Source organism: Shigella sp. FC1567 (genome assembly GCF_001743015.1).
GTDB lineage: Bacteria > Pseudomonadota > Gammaproteobacteria > Enterobacterales > Enterobacteriaceae > Escherichia > Escherichia coli.
In genome coordinates, this window is record NZ_MIIV01000534.1 from 1 (window position 1) to 16,832 (window position 16,832).

Annotated in this window: 14 protein-coding genes and 3 pseudogenes; 4 read left to right on the forward strand and 13 right to left on the reverse strand. The window is 50.3% G+C overall.

All coding sequences use genetic code 11. From position 1 onward, the window contains the following. A pseudogene (locus BHE85_RS25005) lies at nt 1–333 on the forward strand (IS1-like element IS1X2 family transposase); the annotation flags it as partial. A 186-nt stretch (nt 334–519) separates the two neighbouring features. On the opposite strand, the gene tyrB reads toward BHE85_RS25005, so the two are convergent. From tyrB to dnaB, 3 genes are all read right to left on the reverse strand, one after another. Next, complete coding sequence (gene tyrB / locus BHE85_RS25010; protein ID WP_000486975.1) at nt 520–1,713, reverse strand: aromatic amino acid transaminase; 1,194 nt, start codon at nt 1,711–1,713, stop codon at nt 520–522. Between the two features lie 252 nt (nt 1,714–1,965). Next, nucleotides 1,966–3,045, reverse strand: a complete 1,080-nt coding sequence (gene alr, locus BHE85_RS25015) for an alanine racemase (protein ID WP_001147344.1) — start codon at nt 3,043–3,045, stop codon at nt 1,966–1,968. Nucleotides 3,046–3,097: 52 nt separating this feature from the next. After that, nucleotides 3,098–4,513: a replicative DNA helicase gene (gene dnaB / locus BHE85_RS25020; protein WP_000918363.1), complete on the reverse strand. Its 1,416-nt coding sequence runs from the start codon at nt 4,511–4,513 to the stop codon at nt 3,098–3,100. 82 nt (nt 4,514–4,595) lie between these two features. Here dnaB and BHE85_RS25025 point away from each other — a divergent pair, with 82 nt between their 5' ends. After that, entirely contained in the window at nt 4,596–5,579 is a 984-nt protein-coding gene (locus tag BHE85_RS25025) for a quinone oxidoreductase (protein ID WP_000235537.1), read from the forward strand. A gap of 164 nt (nt 5,580–5,743) precedes the next feature. Here the strand turns inward: BHE85_RS25025 and pspG are convergent, their stop codons facing one another. The 3 genes and pseudogenes from pspG to BHE85_RS25040 form a co-directional block, all read right to left on the reverse strand. Beyond that, nucleotides 5,744–5,986: an envelope stress response protein PspG gene (gene pspG, locus BHE85_RS25030; RefSeq protein ID WP_000891404.1), complete on the reverse strand. Its 243-nt coding sequence runs from the start codon at nt 5,984–5,986 to the stop codon at nt 5,744–5,746. 133 nt (nt 5,987–6,119) lie between these two features. Next, nucleotides 6,120–7,157 (reverse strand): tRNA dihydrouridine(20/20a) synthase DusA, encoded by a 1,038-nt coding sequence (dusA, locus tag BHE85_RS25035; protein ID WP_004988151.1) that lies wholly within the window; start codon nt 7,155–7,157, stop codon nt 6,120–6,122. Nucleotides 7,158–7,519: 362 nt separating this feature from the next. After that, nucleotides 7,520–8,505: pseudogene (locus BHE85_RS25040) on the reverse strand (DUF2713 domain-containing protein). 317 nt (nt 8,506–8,822) lie between these two features. On the opposite strand from BHE85_RS25040, the gene zur reads away from it, so the two are divergent. After that, nucleotides 8,823–9,338: a zinc uptake transcriptional repressor Zur gene (gene zur / locus BHE85_RS25050; protein WP_004988057.1), complete on the forward strand. Its 516-nt coding sequence runs from the start codon at nt 8,823–8,825 to the stop codon at nt 9,336–9,338. A gap of 41 nt (nt 9,339–9,379) precedes the next feature. Here the strand turns inward: zur and BHE85_RS25055 are convergent, their stop codons facing one another. From BHE85_RS25055 to dgkA, 4 genes are all read right to left on the reverse strand, one after another. Next, nucleotides 9,380–9,589, reverse strand: coding sequence for a CsbD family protein (locus BHE85_RS25055; protein WP_001030593.1), 210 nt, complete (start codon nt 9,587–9,589; stop codon nt 9,380–9,382). 115 nt (nt 9,590–9,704) lie between these two features. Next, nucleotides 9,705–11,030, reverse strand: coding sequence for an MATE family efflux transporter DinF (gene dinF / locus BHE85_RS25060; protein WP_001308275.1), 1,326 nt, complete (start codon nt 11,028–11,030; stop codon nt 9,705–9,707). Nucleotides 11,031–11,102: 72 nt separating this feature from the next. Next, nucleotides 11,103–11,711: a transcriptional repressor LexA gene (lexA, locus tag BHE85_RS25065; RefSeq protein ID WP_000646078.1), complete on the reverse strand. Its 609-nt coding sequence runs from the start codon at nt 11,709–11,711 to the stop codon at nt 11,103–11,105. Between the two features lie 109 nt (nt 11,712–11,820). Next, the gene (gene dgkA / locus BHE85_RS25070) at nt 11,821–12,189 is read right to left on the reverse strand and encodes a diacylglycerol kinase (RefSeq protein ID WP_000002907.1); all 369 of its coding nucleotides are present in this window, start codon (nt 12,187–12,189) and stop codon (nt 11,821–11,823) included. A gap of 170 nt (nt 12,190–12,359) precedes the next feature. On the opposite strand from dgkA, the gene plsB reads away from it, so the two are divergent. After that, nucleotides 12,360–14,783 (forward strand): glycerol-3-phosphate 1-O-acyltransferase PlsB, encoded by a 2,424-nt coding sequence (gene plsB, locus BHE85_RS25075; protein ID WP_004988121.1) that lies wholly within the window; start codon nt 12,360–12,362, stop codon nt 14,781–14,783. A 153-nt stretch (nt 14,784–14,936) separates the two neighbouring features. On the opposite strand, the gene ubiA is transcribed toward plsB, so the two are convergent. The 3 genes and pseudogenes from ubiA to BHE85_RS25090 form a co-directional block, all read right to left on the reverse strand. Continuing rightward, the gene (gene ubiA, locus BHE85_RS25080) at nt 14,937–15,809 is read right to left on the reverse strand and encodes a 4-hydroxybenzoate octaprenyltransferase (protein ID WP_000455227.1); all 873 of its coding nucleotides are present in this window, start codon (nt 15,807–15,809) and stop codon (nt 14,937–14,939) included. Between the two features lie 12 nt (nt 15,810–15,821). Next, nucleotides 15,822–16,319 carry a chorismate lyase gene (ubiC, locus tag BHE85_RS25085; protein WP_001295693.1) on the reverse strand — a complete coding sequence of 166 codons (498 nt, stop codon included), beginning with the start codon at nt 16,317–16,319 and terminating at the stop codon, nt 15,822–15,824. A gap of 222 nt (nt 16,320–16,541) precedes the next feature. After that, nucleotides 16,542–16,748, reverse strand: a pseudogene (locus tag BHE85_RS25090) (SopA family protein); the annotation flags it as partial. Nucleotides 16,749–16,832 lie beyond the last annotated feature (84 nt).

Below are 16,832 nucleotides of genomic sequence, written 5' to 3' on the forward strand. Positions count from 1 at the left end.
TGGCTGTTTTACGCGTATGACAGGATACGGAGGACGGTTGTGGCGCACGTCTTCGGTGAACGCACTCTGGCCACACTGGAGCGTCTTCTGAGCCTGCTGCCGGCCTTTGAGGTCGTGGTATGGATGACGGATGGCTGGCCGCTGTATGAATCACGCCTGAAGGGAAAGCTGCACGTTATCAGCAAGCGTTACACTCAGCGCATTGAGCGACATAATCTGAATCTGAGACAACATCTGGCAAGGCTGGGACGGAAGTCACTGTCGTTCTCAAAATCGGTGGAGCTGCATGACAAGGTCATCGGGCATTATCTGAACATAAAACACTATCAGTAAGTTGGCAGCATTACCGGAAAGGAATTCCAGTTAATTGGGATAAACTTAACAATAAAAGAACTGACAACGTTTTATTATCTCTCACGTAGAACAACGGCATCAAAAAAATCATCTACAAAGAAATAGTGAAAGCGACGACAGTTTAATTTCACTGCAGGCTGGGTAACTCCAGCCTGCTTTCCTGCATTACATCACCGCAGCAAACGCCTTTGCCACACGTTGTACATTTGCCGTATTTAACCCGGCGACACACATGCGACCGCTGGCGATGAGATAGACACCAAATTCTTCACGTAGTCGGTCAACCTGAGCGGCACTTAAACCGGTATAACTGAACATGCCGCGCTGATTAAGCAGATAATCGAAATTGCGTTCTGGCATCTCTGTGCTTAATACCTTCACCAATTCCTGACGCATTGCCAGAATGCGAGTACGCATCTCTTCTACTTCCGCCAGCCAGCTGGCTTTCAATGCCTCGTCATTCAGCACTGCAGCCACCACCTGCGCACCCAAATTCGGCGGGCTGGAGTAGTTGCGGCGAACTGTTGCTTTCAATTGCCCCAGTACGCGGCCAGCGGCTTCGGCATCTTCACACAGAACAGAAAGTCCGCCGACGCGCTCGCCGTAAAGGGAGAAAATTTTCGAGAACGAATTGCTCACCAGAGCGGGTAATCCAGCGCTGGCAATGGCGCGAATAGCGTAGGCATCCTCTTCCATACCGGCACTAAATCCTTGATAGGCAATATCGAGGAATGGGATAAGCTCGCGGGCTTTGAGAATTTCAATCACCGCATCCCACTGATCATTAGTGAGATCGGCACCTGTTGGGTTGTGGCAACATGGATGCAGCAACACAATACTGCGGGCAGGTAATGTTTTCAGCGTCGCCAACAGGTCATTAAAGCGCACGCTGTTAGTCGCTTCGTCATACCAGGGGTAAGTACTCACTTCGAATCCAGCCCCGGCGAATATTGCTACGTGGTTTTCCCAGGTAGGATCGCTGACCCAGACGCCTGATTCCGGGAAGTAGCGTTTCAGGAAATCCGCGCCCACTTTCAATGCCCCTGAGCCGCCAAGGGTTTGAATGGTTGCTACGCGCTGTTGTTGCAGTACCGGATGGTCCGCACCAAACAGCAGCGGCGCAATGGCATGGCGATAGCTGTTAAGCCCTTCCATCGGTAAATAAAGCGAAGCGCCATGGGGCTGCGCATTCAGGCGCGCTTCCGCCTCCGCCACGGCTTTCAGTTGTGGAATAATTCCGTCTTCGTTGTAGTACAGACCGATACTTAAATTCACTTTGTCGCTGCGAGGGTCTTCTTTAAAACGCTCCATAAGCGTAAGAATCGGGTCGCCAGCGTAGGCGTCAACTTTTTGAAACACGCGATGGTTCTCCAGGTTTACGGGCAGGTGGTTAAAACACAATAAACCGGAAGAAGGCGAAGATCGAGTGGATGTTCAGGAGCGAACGGCAATTAGCAACAGAGTGAGACTCATGACAAACGAACATCCGCCAGAGGCACGACCTTTATAAGAGCATGAAAGAACATCAACTTATTGAATTTTTAGGATTTTATTGGCCGGATAAGGCATTCACGCCGCATCCGGCACAGACAATCAAATATTACAGAACGATTAATCCACGTATTTCATCGCGACCCTTGAAGTCAGGCGCGTAATAAGTTCGTAAGCGCTCACTTTTGTCATTTCAGCGATACGTTCTACGGGCAAACCTTCGCCCCATAAAATGACCGGATCCCCGGCTTTGTCCTGCGCCTGTGGACCTAAGTCTACGCAGATCATATCCATCGCCACGCGCCCGACAATCGGTACTTCGCGACCGTTCACCAGCACTGGCGTACCGGATGGAGCGGCGCGCGGATAACCATCGCCATAGCCCATCGCGACTACGCCAAGACGGGTATCACGTTCGCTTACCCAGGTTCCACCATAACCAACAGGCTCTCCGGCTTTATGCTCACGCACGGCAATCAGGCTGGAGGTTAGTGACATCACTGGCTGACAGCCAAAATCGGCACCGGTGGAGCGATCTTCCAGCGGCGAGACGCCATAAAGAATGATGCCCGGGCGCACCCAGTCAAAATGCGATTGTGGCCACAGCAGAATGCCACCCGACGCGGCAATGGAACGTTGACCAGGTTTGCCTTCGCAAAAGGTATTAAAGATAGCGAGTTGTTTCTCGGTTGCGCCACATTTTGGTTCATCCGCGCGCGCAAAATGGCTGACGATATTCACCGGCTGACGAACGTTTTTGCACTGTGTCAGGCGATGATAAAACGCCCCAGCCTGTTCCGGCCTTACGCCCAGACGGTGCATACCGGTATCGAGTTTCATCCAGACGGTAACCGGCTCGTCCAGGCTAGCCTCTTCCAGCGCAGCCAGCTGTTCTTCGTTATGCACGGCGGTATGAAAATGTTGCGCAGAAATCGTCGGCAGATCTCTGGCATCAAAAAAGCCTTCGAGTAACAGTACAGGTTTGGTGATTCCCCCCGCACGCAGTCGCAGAGCTTCTTCGAGACGGGCTACGCCAAAGGCGTCAGCATCGGGGAGCGTTCGCGCGGTCTCAAGAAGACCGTGACCATAAGCGTTCGCTTTCACCACCGCAACCATTTTACTGGCAGGGGCCAGTTCACGAAGACGTTGCAGGTTGTGTCGCAGAGCGCGGCGGTTAATCACAACAGTTGCCGCTTGCATTTGTGTTCCTTGATAAGTGTTTGCTTTAATTGCCTAATTCATAAAATAATTATTATTCGTCGTCGTACTGCGGCCCCGCATAGTTGTCGAAGCGCGACCATTGACCGTTAAAGGTCAGGCGTACCGTCCCGATTGGGCCGTTACGTTGTTTACCGATAATAATTTCCGCGATGCCTTTTAAATCACTGTTTTCGTGATACACCTCATCACGATAGATAAACATGATCAAGTCCGCATCCTGCTCGATAGAGCCAGATTCACGCAGGTCGGAGTTGACCGGGCGTTTGTCGGCACGTTGTTCCAGAGAACGGTTCAACTGGGACAGCGCCACCACCGGCACGTTCAGTTCTTTCGCCAGTGCTTTCAGCGAGCGAGAGATTTCTGCAATTTCCAGCGTACGGTTATCGGAAAGCGCCGGTACGCGCATCAGTTGCAGGTAGTCGATCATGATAAGCCCGATGCCGCCGTGTTCACGGGCAATACGGCGTGCGCGGGAACGCACTTCCGTTGGCGTCAGGCCGGAGGAGTCATCGATATAGATATTGCGTTTTTCGAGCAAAATACCCATGGTGCCGGAAATGCGCGCCCAGTCTTCATCATCGAGCTGCCCGGTACGGATTTTAGTCTGGTCAACGCGCGACAGCGACGCCAGAGAACGCATCATAATCTGTTCTGAAGGCATCTCCAGCGAGAAGATAAGTACTGGTTTATCCTGCAACATCGCCGCGTTTTCGACGAGGTTCATCGCAAATGTTGTTTTACCCATCGACGGACGCGCGGCGACGATGATCAAATCCGACGGCTGCAAGCCAGCGGTTTTTTTGTTGAGATCGTCATAACCGGTGTTTACTCCGGTAACGCCATCGTGTGGCTGCTGAAACAACTGCTCAATACGCGCCACGGTTGCGTCGAGCACATCGGCGATGTTCTTCGGCCCTTCGTCTTTGTTTGCACGACTTTCGGCAATTTTAAAGACGCGCGATTCAGCAAGGTCCAGCAGATCTTCGCTGGTACGCCCCTGCGGATCAAAACCGGCTTCAGCAATCTCATTCGCAACCGAGATCATCTCACGGACAACGGCACGTTCACGCACGATGTCAGCATAAGCACTGATGTTCGCCGCACTTGGCGTATTTTTTGACAGCTCTGCCAGATAAGCAAAACCACCGACGCTATCGAGTTGCCCCTGGCGTTCCAGCGATTCCGCAAGGGTAATCAGATCGATAGGACTACCGCTTTCCTGCAAACGCGCCATTTCAGTAAAGATATGGCGGTGTGGGCGGGTGTAAAAATCGTCTGCCACCACACGCTCGGCTACATCGTCCCAGCGTTCGTTATCCAGCATTAAACCGCCCAACACCGACTGCTCCGCTTCGATCGAGTGCGGAGGCACTTTCAGCCCGGCAACTTGTGGATCGCGTTCGCGGGGTTCAGCCTGCTGTTTGTTGAAGGGTTTATTTCCTGCCATAGTGAATGGAGTTACCGAGATAAAGAATGGGTCGAAACTTTACCATATGAAGCAGACCCTGACGATACGTTCTGGAGGACACATGGCAACACGAATTGAATTTCACAAGCACGGTGGCCCGGAAGTACTTCAAGCCGTAGAGTTCACTCCTGCCGATCCGGCAGAGAATGAAATCCAGGTCGAAAATAAAGCCATCGGCATCAATTTTATCGACACGTATATCCGCAGCGGCCTTTACCCGCCGCCATCACTACCCAGCGGATCAGGTACCGAAGCGGCAGGCATCGTGAGTAAAGTCGGCAGTGGTGTAAAGCATATTAAGGCAGGCGATCGTGTAGTCTATGCGCAGTCGGCGTTAGGCGCTTACAGCTCTGTGCATAACATTAATGCGGATAAAGCGGCGATTCTGCCTGCGGCTATTTCTTTTGAGCAAGCTGCAGCATCTTTCCTGAAAGGCTTAACGGTTTATTATCTGCTGCGCAAAACCTATGAAATTAAACCCGATGAACAGTTCCTGTTCCACGCAGCGGCTGGCGGCGTTGGCTTGATTGCCTGCCAGTGGGCAAAAGCTCTGGGCGCGAAACTTATCGGCACCGTAGGAACCGCGCAAAAAGCGCAGAGCGCGCTAAAAGCCGGCGCGTGGCAGGTTATTAACTATCGTGAAGAGAATCTGGTCGAGCGATTGAAAGAGATCACCGGCGGTAAGAAAGTGCGCGTAGTGTACGATTCCGTGGGCAGAGACACCTGGGAACGGTCGCTGGATTGCCTGCAACGCCGCGGCTTAATGGTCAGTTTTGGCAACTCATCAGGTGCGGTTACCGGTGTGAACTTAGGCATTCTCAATCAAAAAGGCTCGTTGTATGTGACACGCCCTTCCCTGCAAGGCTATATCACCACACGGGAGGAATTAACCGAGGCCAGTAATGAACTGTTCTCTTTGATTGCCAGCGGTGTGATTAAGGTCGATGTCGCCGAGCAGCAGAAATATCCGCTGAAGGATGCGCAGCGTGCGCATGAGATTCTGGAAAGCCGGGCGACGCAAGGTTCCAGCCTGCTGATTCCATAAAAGAAATAGGGCTTCCACCTGGGAAGCCCTTTCTTTTTATAGTCGGCTGTATGTAGGGTACAGCACGATGAATCTGTTAGAGGCGCAATAGTGACAGATTTGATTATCAATTCCTATTTTGTTCTAAGGATAAAACCTTAGGTTGTGATCATCCGCACAATCCCTTAGTAACGCCAGCGGTCATAACGCTGATATTTAGGCACTTTTGGTGCTTTAATCGCCTTAATAACCCACACCACCGCAATCGCCAGTAGTAACCACGGCAGCAACTTAATCATCAATGCCAGCATACCGCCGAGGAACATAATGGCCGTCGCCACAACCAGCGCGGCGATAATGCCCAGCAACGAAACGCCGGTGACCATCAGCATGACAAAAAAGCCAATCACAAAAAGTAGTTCCAGCATGATGCTCTCCCAAATATGAAATCTCTTGCTGGCATTACAAGAATCATGCCAAAAATAATCTATTGATTTAACAGCAAAACGCCCCGCGACGGTGCGCAGGGCGTGGTGAATTTGACTACTTTTTGGTGAAAAGTTAACGCTTATCCGCCACCAGTTTGAGCGCGTGTTCCAGCACATTAATGTCTGCACCCGCTTTATGGGCATTTTCACTTAAATAACGCCGCCACTGCCGCGCGCCAGGAATACCCTGGAACAAGCCCAACATATGCCGGGTAATATGGCCGAGATACGTCCCCTGGCTGAGTTCACGCTCAATGTACGGATACATGGCGCGCACTACCGCCACCGGATAGGCATCGGTATCCGAGGAACCAAAGATCTCCCGGTCTACCGCCGCCAGAATACCCGGATTCTGATACGCCTCGCGCCCGACCATCACGCCATCCATATGTTGCAGGTGTGCTTTGGCCTCTTCCAGCGACTTGATACCACCGTTAATCGACATTGTCAGATGCGGAAAGTCACGCTTCAGTTGATACACACGCGGATAATCGAGCGGCGGGATTTCACGGTTTTCTTTCGGGCTTAACCCCGAAAGCCAGGCTTTACGTGCATGGATGATGAACATCCCACACTCGCCTTTGCCGGAAACGGTGTTGATGAAATCGCAGAGAAATTCATAGCTGTCCTGGTCATCGATGCCAATACGCGTTTTCACCGTCACCGGAATCGACACCACATCGCGCATCGCTTTCACGCAATCGGCAACCAGCTGCGCATTACCCATCAGACACGCACCAAACATGCCGTTCTGCACCCGGTCAGACGGGCAGCCGACATTCAGGTTGATCTCATCATATCCACGCGCTTCTGCCAGCTTCGCACACTGTGCCAGCGCCGCCGGATCGCTACCGCCGAGTTGCAACGCTACCGGATGTTCTTCTTCACTGTACGCCAGGTAATCACCTTTACCGTGAATAATCGCCCCTGTGGTCACCATTTCGGTATACAGCAACGTATTGCGGGAAAGCAGACGCAAGAAATAGCGGCAATGTCTGTCCGTCCAGTCGAGCATTGGTGCAACGCTAAACCGACCACTCCAGTGAACGTCAGTTTTTTCAGGCATTGCGCTGGTTTGGTTGATTTTTTGCATTTCAGAATTACCGTGCATTTTCAAATGTAGAGATTATTTTATCGATATATCATGGGGTTATGTTATTCAGCATCACTATTCAGGAGGCTCAATAGCGGGGTACTATACCATAACAACAGGAAGCGCCTGTCTCATTGCAAAAGAAAATTGAGATCCTCTCAAGGCATGAAGCTCTCACGAAGTGATGGAAATAATCTTATTAGCCGTTAACTTTGTTAAGGCCAATGATAAACAATCCAGGTTCGACGATAAATAAAAAATCACACATTAAACTTTGGTGATATATCTCCCTGCTAATAGCATTGATAGAGAAAAAAGGACCCAATAAATATTGGGTCCTTTTATATAATGCCTTCCATACTATCGAAGAACTTCACATATTATTTCTCCGATTTAACCCCGAACAAATCATAAATTAATTTAGAAGTGTCTGTAAGTATTTTAATCTCTTCCTTTGAGGTTGGGTCAAACGACTTCGCGAAGCTAATTAATTGTGGTGCAGCATCTCGCATTTTGCTTAAAATATCAGGATCGAGCGTCCCTTCATTCACCAGATGTGACATCTTATCCAGATAGCCATCAAAATTCATTTCTCCCCCATCAGCCAGACGCTTCATCTCTCCCAGGTACTTCTTCATATCACGTTGAGATAATTTTTCAAACTGAGCTTTCAGGTAGCTCTCATTATTTTCATTAATATACACTGTTTCTGATAAATCTGCGTAGGCACTAGAATATGAAAGTGAAATTAACAGCGAAGCAAATAATTTTAAGCTGTTGTCATCATGTTCCTGGCAGGCATTAACAAACGTTAAAAAACCAGAACCTATTGTTTGAAAATGTATATTCGCTAAAGGTTCATTATCCTTAGATTCCTCATAAAATAGCTGAACCGTGGAGGGAAGGCCATTCTTAGTTTCTACATCAAAAGTACATTGTTCAATGGGAGTCGCATCTTTATTATCCCCAGGATTACATATACTATTAATCGCGAAATGAAAAATAGCCCGGTCAACAACTGATGCAATAAAGTCACGATCGTTTAAATCCTCATCAGTGCAATCGTCAATATACTTATTGACCCACATTTTGAGATCATTTATTTGCTCAATTAAAAACACATTTTTTTACGTGCATGCCATAAATTATGCGTGATTCGTTGAATAAACAAATCTATTTTTGCAATAATTATATCCCGATGACGCAGCGCTGCATAATCAATAGATTTACCATATATATTATTTAATTTACCTTTGATTGAACCTCTATTATCTAATTTATCTTTGATTGCATCTTCATTATCGAATTGATTTGAATTGAGTGTTTTATTAAAGTATCCAGTTGCACCGGGTATTATCTTCAACATGATTCATCTACCTTTTTTGTCGTACCGTGTCCTCCTTATAATTCTTTTGCCATCTGGTCACTATCAAAAATCGCTCATAATTTCTGAACTACAGGTATGCGTTTAAACCCAGTTAAATAAATAGCGAGTTAACTTGAAGCAATTTATTTAAAAATGAATTATTAATTATTATCGTGTTGATAATGGTACGACAAGGCAACATAACACCTTACCTACAAAACAGAAAATCAACATTACGGCAACAATAAGGGTTCTCGGTGTTTTTCCTGGAACATGGTAAAGTAAGGACATTCTTAACCCCCACTTTGAGGTGCCCGATGGAAAAGACCACAACGCAGGAGTTATTAGCGCAGGCTGAAAAAATCTGCGCGCAGCGTAATGTGCGCCTGACCCCACAGCGCCTGGAAGTGTTGCGCCTGATGAGTCTGCAGGATGGCGCTATCAGCGCTTATGATCTGCTTGATTTACTGCGCGAAGCTGAACCGCAAGCCAAGCCGCCAACGGTTTATCGCGCGCTGGATTTTCTGCTTGAGCAAGGTTTTGTGCATAAGGTGGAATCCACCAACAGTTATGTGCTCTGTCATCTGTTCGACCAGTCCACCCATACTTCAGCTATGTTTATTTGCGATCGCTGCGGCGCAGTGAAAGAAGAGTGTGCAGAAGGCGTGGAAGACATCATGCATACGCTGGCGGCAAAAATGGGGTTTGCCCTGCGGCATAATGTGATTGAAGCACATGGGCTCTGTGCGGCATGCGTGGAAGTGGAAGCGTGTCGTCATCCTGAACAGTGCCAGCATGATCACTCTGTGCAGGTGAAAAAGAAACCGCGTTAAGAGGGCGTACATCCTTGTACACGTCGGGCAGGAGGGATTAATTACCAGCGATATTCATTGCGGGTTTCCCAATCCACGACCTCTTTTTCTGCCTGATCTTTCTGATAACCATAACGTTCCTGGATTTTACCGACCAGTTGATCACGTTTACCTTCAATGATCGTCATATCATCATCGGTCAGTTTGCCCCATTGCTCTTTCACTTTACCTTTAAACTGTTTCCAGTTACCGCCGGCTTCATCTTTATTCATAATCAAGACCTCATCGTTAGGTTGTGAATGAGAGTACGTTCACTTTTCTTCTGAACGTGAGATTAAGTGTAGTCAGCAATTTGGCTTAGGATTATTTATTCAGAATTTTTAACCGTCACGTTGCGGCAAACCAGGTACCGTTGCGCCAGTGACGCCGCCAGATAGCCGCCAGAGAAAGCCCGCGCAACGCCAGAAAGACGGTTAACGCCAGCCACAAAGCATGATTACCCAGCCACGGCAGCGTAAGGAGCGTCAGCGCAAAACCTGCGGCGGCCACCGCCATACTGTTACGCATTTCGGCTGCGCGCGTTGCGCCTATAAACATGCCGTCCAGCAGATAACACCAGACGCCAACCAACGGCAAAATCACCTGCCAGATAAGATAGCGGTCGGCCAGCTGCTGAATCTGGGTTAACGACGTCAGCAACGCAATGATGTGTTCCCCTGCCAGCAAATAAACTACCGAAAACAGTAACGCTACGATCCCCGACTGGCGGCACGCTGCCCGCCAGACATCCAGCAACTGGCTACCGTCGCGCGCACCGTACGCCTGACCGGAATGCGCTTCAACCGCGTAGGCAAAACCATCCAGCGCATAGGCGGTAAAGGTGAGTAGCGTCATCAGAACCGCGTTAACAGCGATAATGTCACTCCCCAGTCGCGCACCAAGTACGGTGATCGCGCCGAAACAGAGTTGCAACAACAGCGAACGCAGCATGATATCGCGGTTAAGCGCCAGCAAGCGACGGAAGTTTCCTCGCCAGGCAGTTTTCAGCATTTCGCCGGAAATTCCGCGTAGTTTGAGGATTTTACGCACCATTAGCAGACCAATCAGCAATGTTGCATATTCCGCAATAACCGTCGCCAGCGCCGCGCCCTGCACGTTCATATGCAGCCCCATCACCAGCCAGACATCCAGCACAATGTTGAGGATATTGCCGACCACTAACAAAATTACTGGCGCACGGGCATATTGCACGCCGAGTAACCAACCAAGTAATACCAGATTCGCCAGTGACGCCGGTGCGCTTAACCAGCGGATTTCAAGAAAGCGCCGCGCCTGTTCCAGGACTGCTTCACTACCGCCAACAATATGCAGTGCCAGATCGATAATCGGTGTACGCAGCAGCGCAATTAACGCCCCTGCCCCCAACGCCAACAGCAACGGTTGCACCAGCGCACGGGCTAATGCCTGAGGATTTTTGGCACCATAAGCCTGCGCAGTCAGCCCGGTGGTGCTCATGCGTAAAAACAGCAACAGCATAAAGAGAAAGCTGGTCGCCGTTGCACCAACCGCCACGCCGCCCAAATAAACTGGACTATCAAGATGACCAATTACCGCCGTATCGACCAGTCCCAGCAACGGAACGGTGATATTGGAGAAAATCATGGGTAAGGCGAGATGCCAGAGTGCTTTATCAGATGAAGTGAGGAATGCCATGCAGACAAGCCTGATGAAGAGAGATGAAAAACAAACCGCGACGCCTGGCGGCATCGCGGTCTCAGAGATATGTTACAGCCAGTCGCCGTTGCGAATAACTCCAACCGCCAGCCCTTCAATGGTGAAGCTCTGCTGACGAAGGTCAACGACAATTGGTTTAAACTCGCTATTTTCTGGCAACAGTTCGACTTTATTGCCCTGTTTTTTCAGGCGCTTAACGGTAACTTCGTCATCAATACGTGCGACAACGACCTGACCGTTACGTACATCCTGAGTTTTATGCACTGCCAGCAAGTCGCCATCCATAATGCCAATATCTTTCATCGACATCCCGCTGACGCGCAGCAGGAAATCAGCATTCGGCTTGAATAAGGAAGGATCGACCTGATAATGACCTTCAATATGCTGCTGCGCCAGAAGCGGTTCACCGGCAGCCACACGACCTACCAGCGGCAACCCTTCTTCCTCTTCCTGCAACAGACGAATCCCGCGTGATGCGCCGGAAACAATTTCAATAACTCCTTTGCGTGCCAGCGCCTTCAGATGTTCTTCAGCCGCGTTTGGGGAACGGAACCCCAAACGCTGCGCGATTTCCGCACGCGTCGGCGGCATACCTGTCTGGCTGATGTGATCACGGATGAGATCAAACACCTCTTGTTGCCTGGCCGTTAACGCTTTCATTCCGCCCCCTGGGTGTATATACAGTTATACTGTGAGTATATACAGCAAAAGGCGATTTTGGAACCATAAACTGCACAATAAACCAGAGATTTATCGAATTCTGGAAGGGTTATCCAAAATGCGACCATAACAGGATGCACCAGGTTATCACGGCGACGATAATCGCAATCAGCACCGCGGCGGATCCCATATCTTTTGCGCGTCCGGAAAGCTCATGGTATTCAGAGCCAATTCGGTCAACCACTGCTTCGATGGCGCTATTGAGGATTTCCACAATCATCACCAGCATCACGGAGCTGATAAGCAGCACGCGGGTAATTGCGTCCACATCCAGCCAGCAGGCGATGACCACCGCCAACAATACCGCTACGCCTTCCTGACGGAATGCCGCTTCGTTGATCCATGCAGCGCGTAAACCTTTCCAGGAATAGCCAGCAGCTTTGATAATTCGGGTGAATCCAGTGGTATTATTGGCCATTGAAAGAACCTTTTTACATTATGAGCGTCAATATCAGTGTACCGTTAAATCCGATGATTCGGGTTTGCGTAACGCCGCGCGAAACATGAGCGGATACCACAGAATTTCCCATGACTTTCTGCTATCCTTGCCGCGCATTTGCATTATTAACCAGAGGCTTTACATCGTTTATGTCCGGCTGGCCACGAATTTACTACAAATTACTGAATTTACCATTAAGCATCCTGGTAAAAAGCAAGTCTATTCCGGCAGATCCTGCCCCGGAACTGGGGCTGGATACCTCTCGTCCAATTATGTACGTTTTACCGTACAACTCGAAAGCAGATTTGCTGACGTTACGCGCCCAGTGTCTGGCTCATGACTTGCCTGACCCGTTAGAGCCGCTGGAAATCGACGGCACGCTACTGCCGCGCTATGTGTTCATTCACGGCGGGCCGCGTGTATTCACCTATTACACGCCGAAAGAAGAGTCTATTAAGCTGTTCCACGACTATCTCGATTTGCACCGTAGCAACCCAAATCTGGATGTGCAGATGGTGCCAGTATCGGTGATGTTTGGTCGCGCGCCGGGGCGTGAAAAAGGCGAAGTAAACCCGCCGCTGCGTATGCTTAACGGCGTACAGAAATTTTTCGCCGTACTGTGGCTCGGTCGCGACAGTTTTGTGCGTTTCTCGCCGTCAGTTTCGCTGCGCCGTATGGCGGATGAACACGGCACGGATAAAACTATCGCACAGAAACTGGCGCGCGTGGCGCGTATGCACTTTGCCCGTCAACGTCTGGCTGCTGTGGGCCCACGTCTGCCTGCTCGTCAGGATCTGTTTAATAAGCTGCTCGCCTCCCGCGCCATTGCCAAAGCGGTAGAAGATGAAGCGCGCAGCAAAAAAATCTCCCATGAAAAAGCGCAGCAGAACGCGATTGCGCTGATGGAAGAGATTGCGGCGAATTTCTCTTACGAGATGATCCGCCTGACTGACCGCATTCTGGGCTTCACCTGGAACCGACTTTATCAGGGCATCAACGTCCATAACGCCGAGCGCGTTCGCCAGCTGGCCCACGACGGTCATGAGCTGGTGTATGTGCCTTGCCACCGCAGTCACATGGACTACCTGCTACTTTCTTACGTGCTGTACCACCAGGGGCTGGTGCCGCCGCATATCGCCGCCGGGATCAACCTGAATTTCTGGCCGGCCGGGCCGATTTTCCGCCGTCTGGGGGCGTTCTTTATTCGCCGTACGTTTAAAGGCAATAAACTTTATTCCACCGTTTTCCGTGAGTATCTCGGCGAACTGTTCAGCCGTGGTTATTCCGTCGAGTATTTCGTGGAAGGCGGTCGTTCCCGTACGGGGCGTTTGCTGGATCCGAAAACCGGTACGCTGTCGATGACCATTCAGGCGATGCTGCGTGGCGGCACGCGTCCGATTACGCTGATTCCGATCTATATCGGTTATGAGCACGTCATGGAAGTGGGTACTTACGCCAAAGAACTGCGCGGTGCGACGAAAGAGAAAGAGAGCCTGCCGCAGATGCTGCGCGGTTTAAGCAAGCTGCGTAATCTCGGTCAGGGTTACGTCAACTTCGGTGAACCAATGCCGTTGATGACCTACCTTAACCAGCATGTACCTGACTGGCGTGAATCTATCGATCCCATCGAAGCGGTGCGTCCGGCATGGTTAACGCCGACGGTCAATAATATTGCTGCCGATCTGATGGTACGCATTAACAACGCAGGCGCGGCAAACGCCATGAACCTCTGCTGTACCGCGCTACTGGCATCACGTCAGCGCTCACTTACCCGCGAGCAGTTAACCGAGCAACTCAACTGCTACCTGGATCTGATGCGCAACGTACCTTACTCCACGGACTCTACCGTTCCTTCAGCCAGCGCCAGCGAGCTTATCGATCACGCGCTGCAAATGAACAAGTTTGAAGTTGAGAAAGACACTATCGGCGACATCATCATTCTGCCGCGCGAGCAAGCGGTGCTGATGACCTACTATCGCAACAACATTGCGCATATGTTGGTGCTGCCTTCGCTGATGGCGGCAATTGTCACCCAGCATCGCCACATCTCCCGCGACGTATTGATGGAGCACGTCAATGTGCTTTACCCAATGCTGAAAGCGGAGCTGTTCCTGCGCTGGGATCGCGACGAGTTGCCGGACGTTATTGATGCGTTGGCAAATGAGATGCAACGTCAGGGGCTGATTACCCTGCAAGATGATGAGTTGCATATCAACCCGTCGCATTCTCGCACGCTACAGCTGCTGGCCGCAGGCGCGCGCGAAACGCTGCAACGTTATGCCATCACCTTCTGGCTGTTGAGCGCTAACCCGTCGATCAACCGCGGTACGCTGGAGAAAGAGAGCCGCACCGTCGCGCAACGTCTCTCCGTGCTGCACGGTATCAACGCGCCGGAGTTCTTCGACAAGGCGGTGTTCAGTTCTCTGGTGCTGACGCTGCGTGATGAAGGGTATATCAGCGATAGCGGCGATGCCGAACCGGCAGAAACGATGAAGGTTTATCAGTTGCTGGCGGAGTTGATTACATCAGACGTGCGTTTGACGATTGAGAGTGCGACGCAGGGCGAAGGGTAACCAGAGAGAATTGCCGGATGCGGCGAAAACGCCTTATCCGGCATTCCATAATCTGCAAATTCAATAAATTGCGATGTGTTGTGTAGGCCTGAGAAGCGCCGCGCATCAGGCAACCCAGAAGAAAGCCGATGATCATCCGGCTTTTTTACATCATCAGAAATGCCAGTAACTCATTGCCAGCCCTAAAAATAGTACCAGACCAACATAGTTATTATTCATAAATGCTTTAAAGCAGGCTTCACGCTCGCGGTTGGCAATCAGTTTTTGTTGATAAACAAACAGCGCGCCAGCCACCAGAATTGACCAGTAATATCCCCAGCCTAAGCCATTTAACTCACCGATGATCGCCATCAGTGCCAGTACGCCAATCTGCAAAATACCAATAATCAATTTATCGTATTGGCCGAACAGGATTGCCGTGGATTTAATGCCAATCTTCACATCATCATCGCGGTCAACCATCGCATACTGCGTGTCGTAAGCCACCGCCCAGAGAATATTGGCGAGGAACATTAACCAGCAACTCAATGGCACCGACTCACTCACAGCGGCAAAAGCCATTGGAATCGACCAGCCAAACGCCGCGCCCAGCACCACTTGCGGGAGATGGGTATACCGCTTCATAAACGGGTACACCCACGCCAACGCCAGAGCGGCAATCGACAACAGAATGGTCATCGTATTCAGCGTCAGTACCAGTAAAAACGAAATCAGTACCAGCACTACAAACAGCGCGCGCGCCTCTTTCTCTGTTACCGCGCCGCTGGGAAGTGGTCGGTTCGCCGTGCGCTTAACATGACCATCAAACTTTCGGTCAGCATAATCATTCACCACACATCCGGCAGCGCGCATCAGCCAGACACCCGCGACAAATACCGCCAGGATCCAGAGCTGAGGAACGCCCGGTGTCGCCACCCACAACGCCCATAATGTTGGCCAGAGCAGCAGTAACGCGCCAATTGGCTTATCCGTACGCATTAAGCGATGAAACGCCAGCAGCTTATTCTGCGTCAGACTCCACTCCATATTTTTTTCCTCTTAGTACAACGGTGACGCCGGTAAAAACAGTTCTGTTAACAACAGCGGTTTACCGCTTAATCGCAGGCGGGAACGTCGCCCCCACAGCCCGGCATCACGGCCTATCTCAATAAAGTCCCGGGTTAATGTCGATGATGTGAACAGATAGCGTCCTAACGGCGTTTTACCCAATTTTTGTAACGCCAGCTCCGGCCCGCTTAACGTTGACACAGGAACGACGGTACGACCGGCAAGCCACGGTTCACCATCGGCACATAACAAAATTTCACGTAACCAGTAACGAGACTCTTTCGGCAGCAGCGGCAGTTCTTCGGGGATTTCATTCTGCTCGACAAACCCTTCGCGGATCATCGTCACGCTTACCGTTTTTCCCTGCTGTTCAAAACGTTTTGTCATGGAATCCTCCAGCAACAGCCAGTCGAGCAGTTGCGGATCCAGGGCAGGGATCTCTTTAAAATAGCGCAGCGCACGCAGTTGCGTTAACGCGGGGTGTGACATGCCGAACTCTCCGTTACATAACGTAAAGGCATTGTATCGCAGAAAAGTGTTTACGGGAGATGTAAAGCAAATTAAGTGATCTAATGCGCAACAAAAACGCAACAATCGCATGAAGTGGTAAATCGCTTTTGAACCTTACGCTTTGCCGATGCCCGCGCTGGCGAGGGCAACCATAGGGGCATCACCGCCCAGGATGCCAGGAACGGTGATGTTTTCCTTTACTTAAGCACCCTTATTCATTATACGATAAGCTCGCCAACTCGCAGTAAAAATGGGGAAAAGCGCATGTTTATCCTGAGATTTGGAGTTGAAAAGTGTTTCCTGAGTAAGATTAACAGGCAACATCTTATGTCTGGATTTATAGATACACGTAGAATTCCAATTGGTATCTTTTGTAGGATTCAACATATCATGTAAGGCAGTATGACTTTCCGTGAGACAGATGCTGGCCAACGTGGGATATTTAACGCGGGTTAACATCGTTGTCAGAGCCGCATGGGTGAGCTGTTGCTA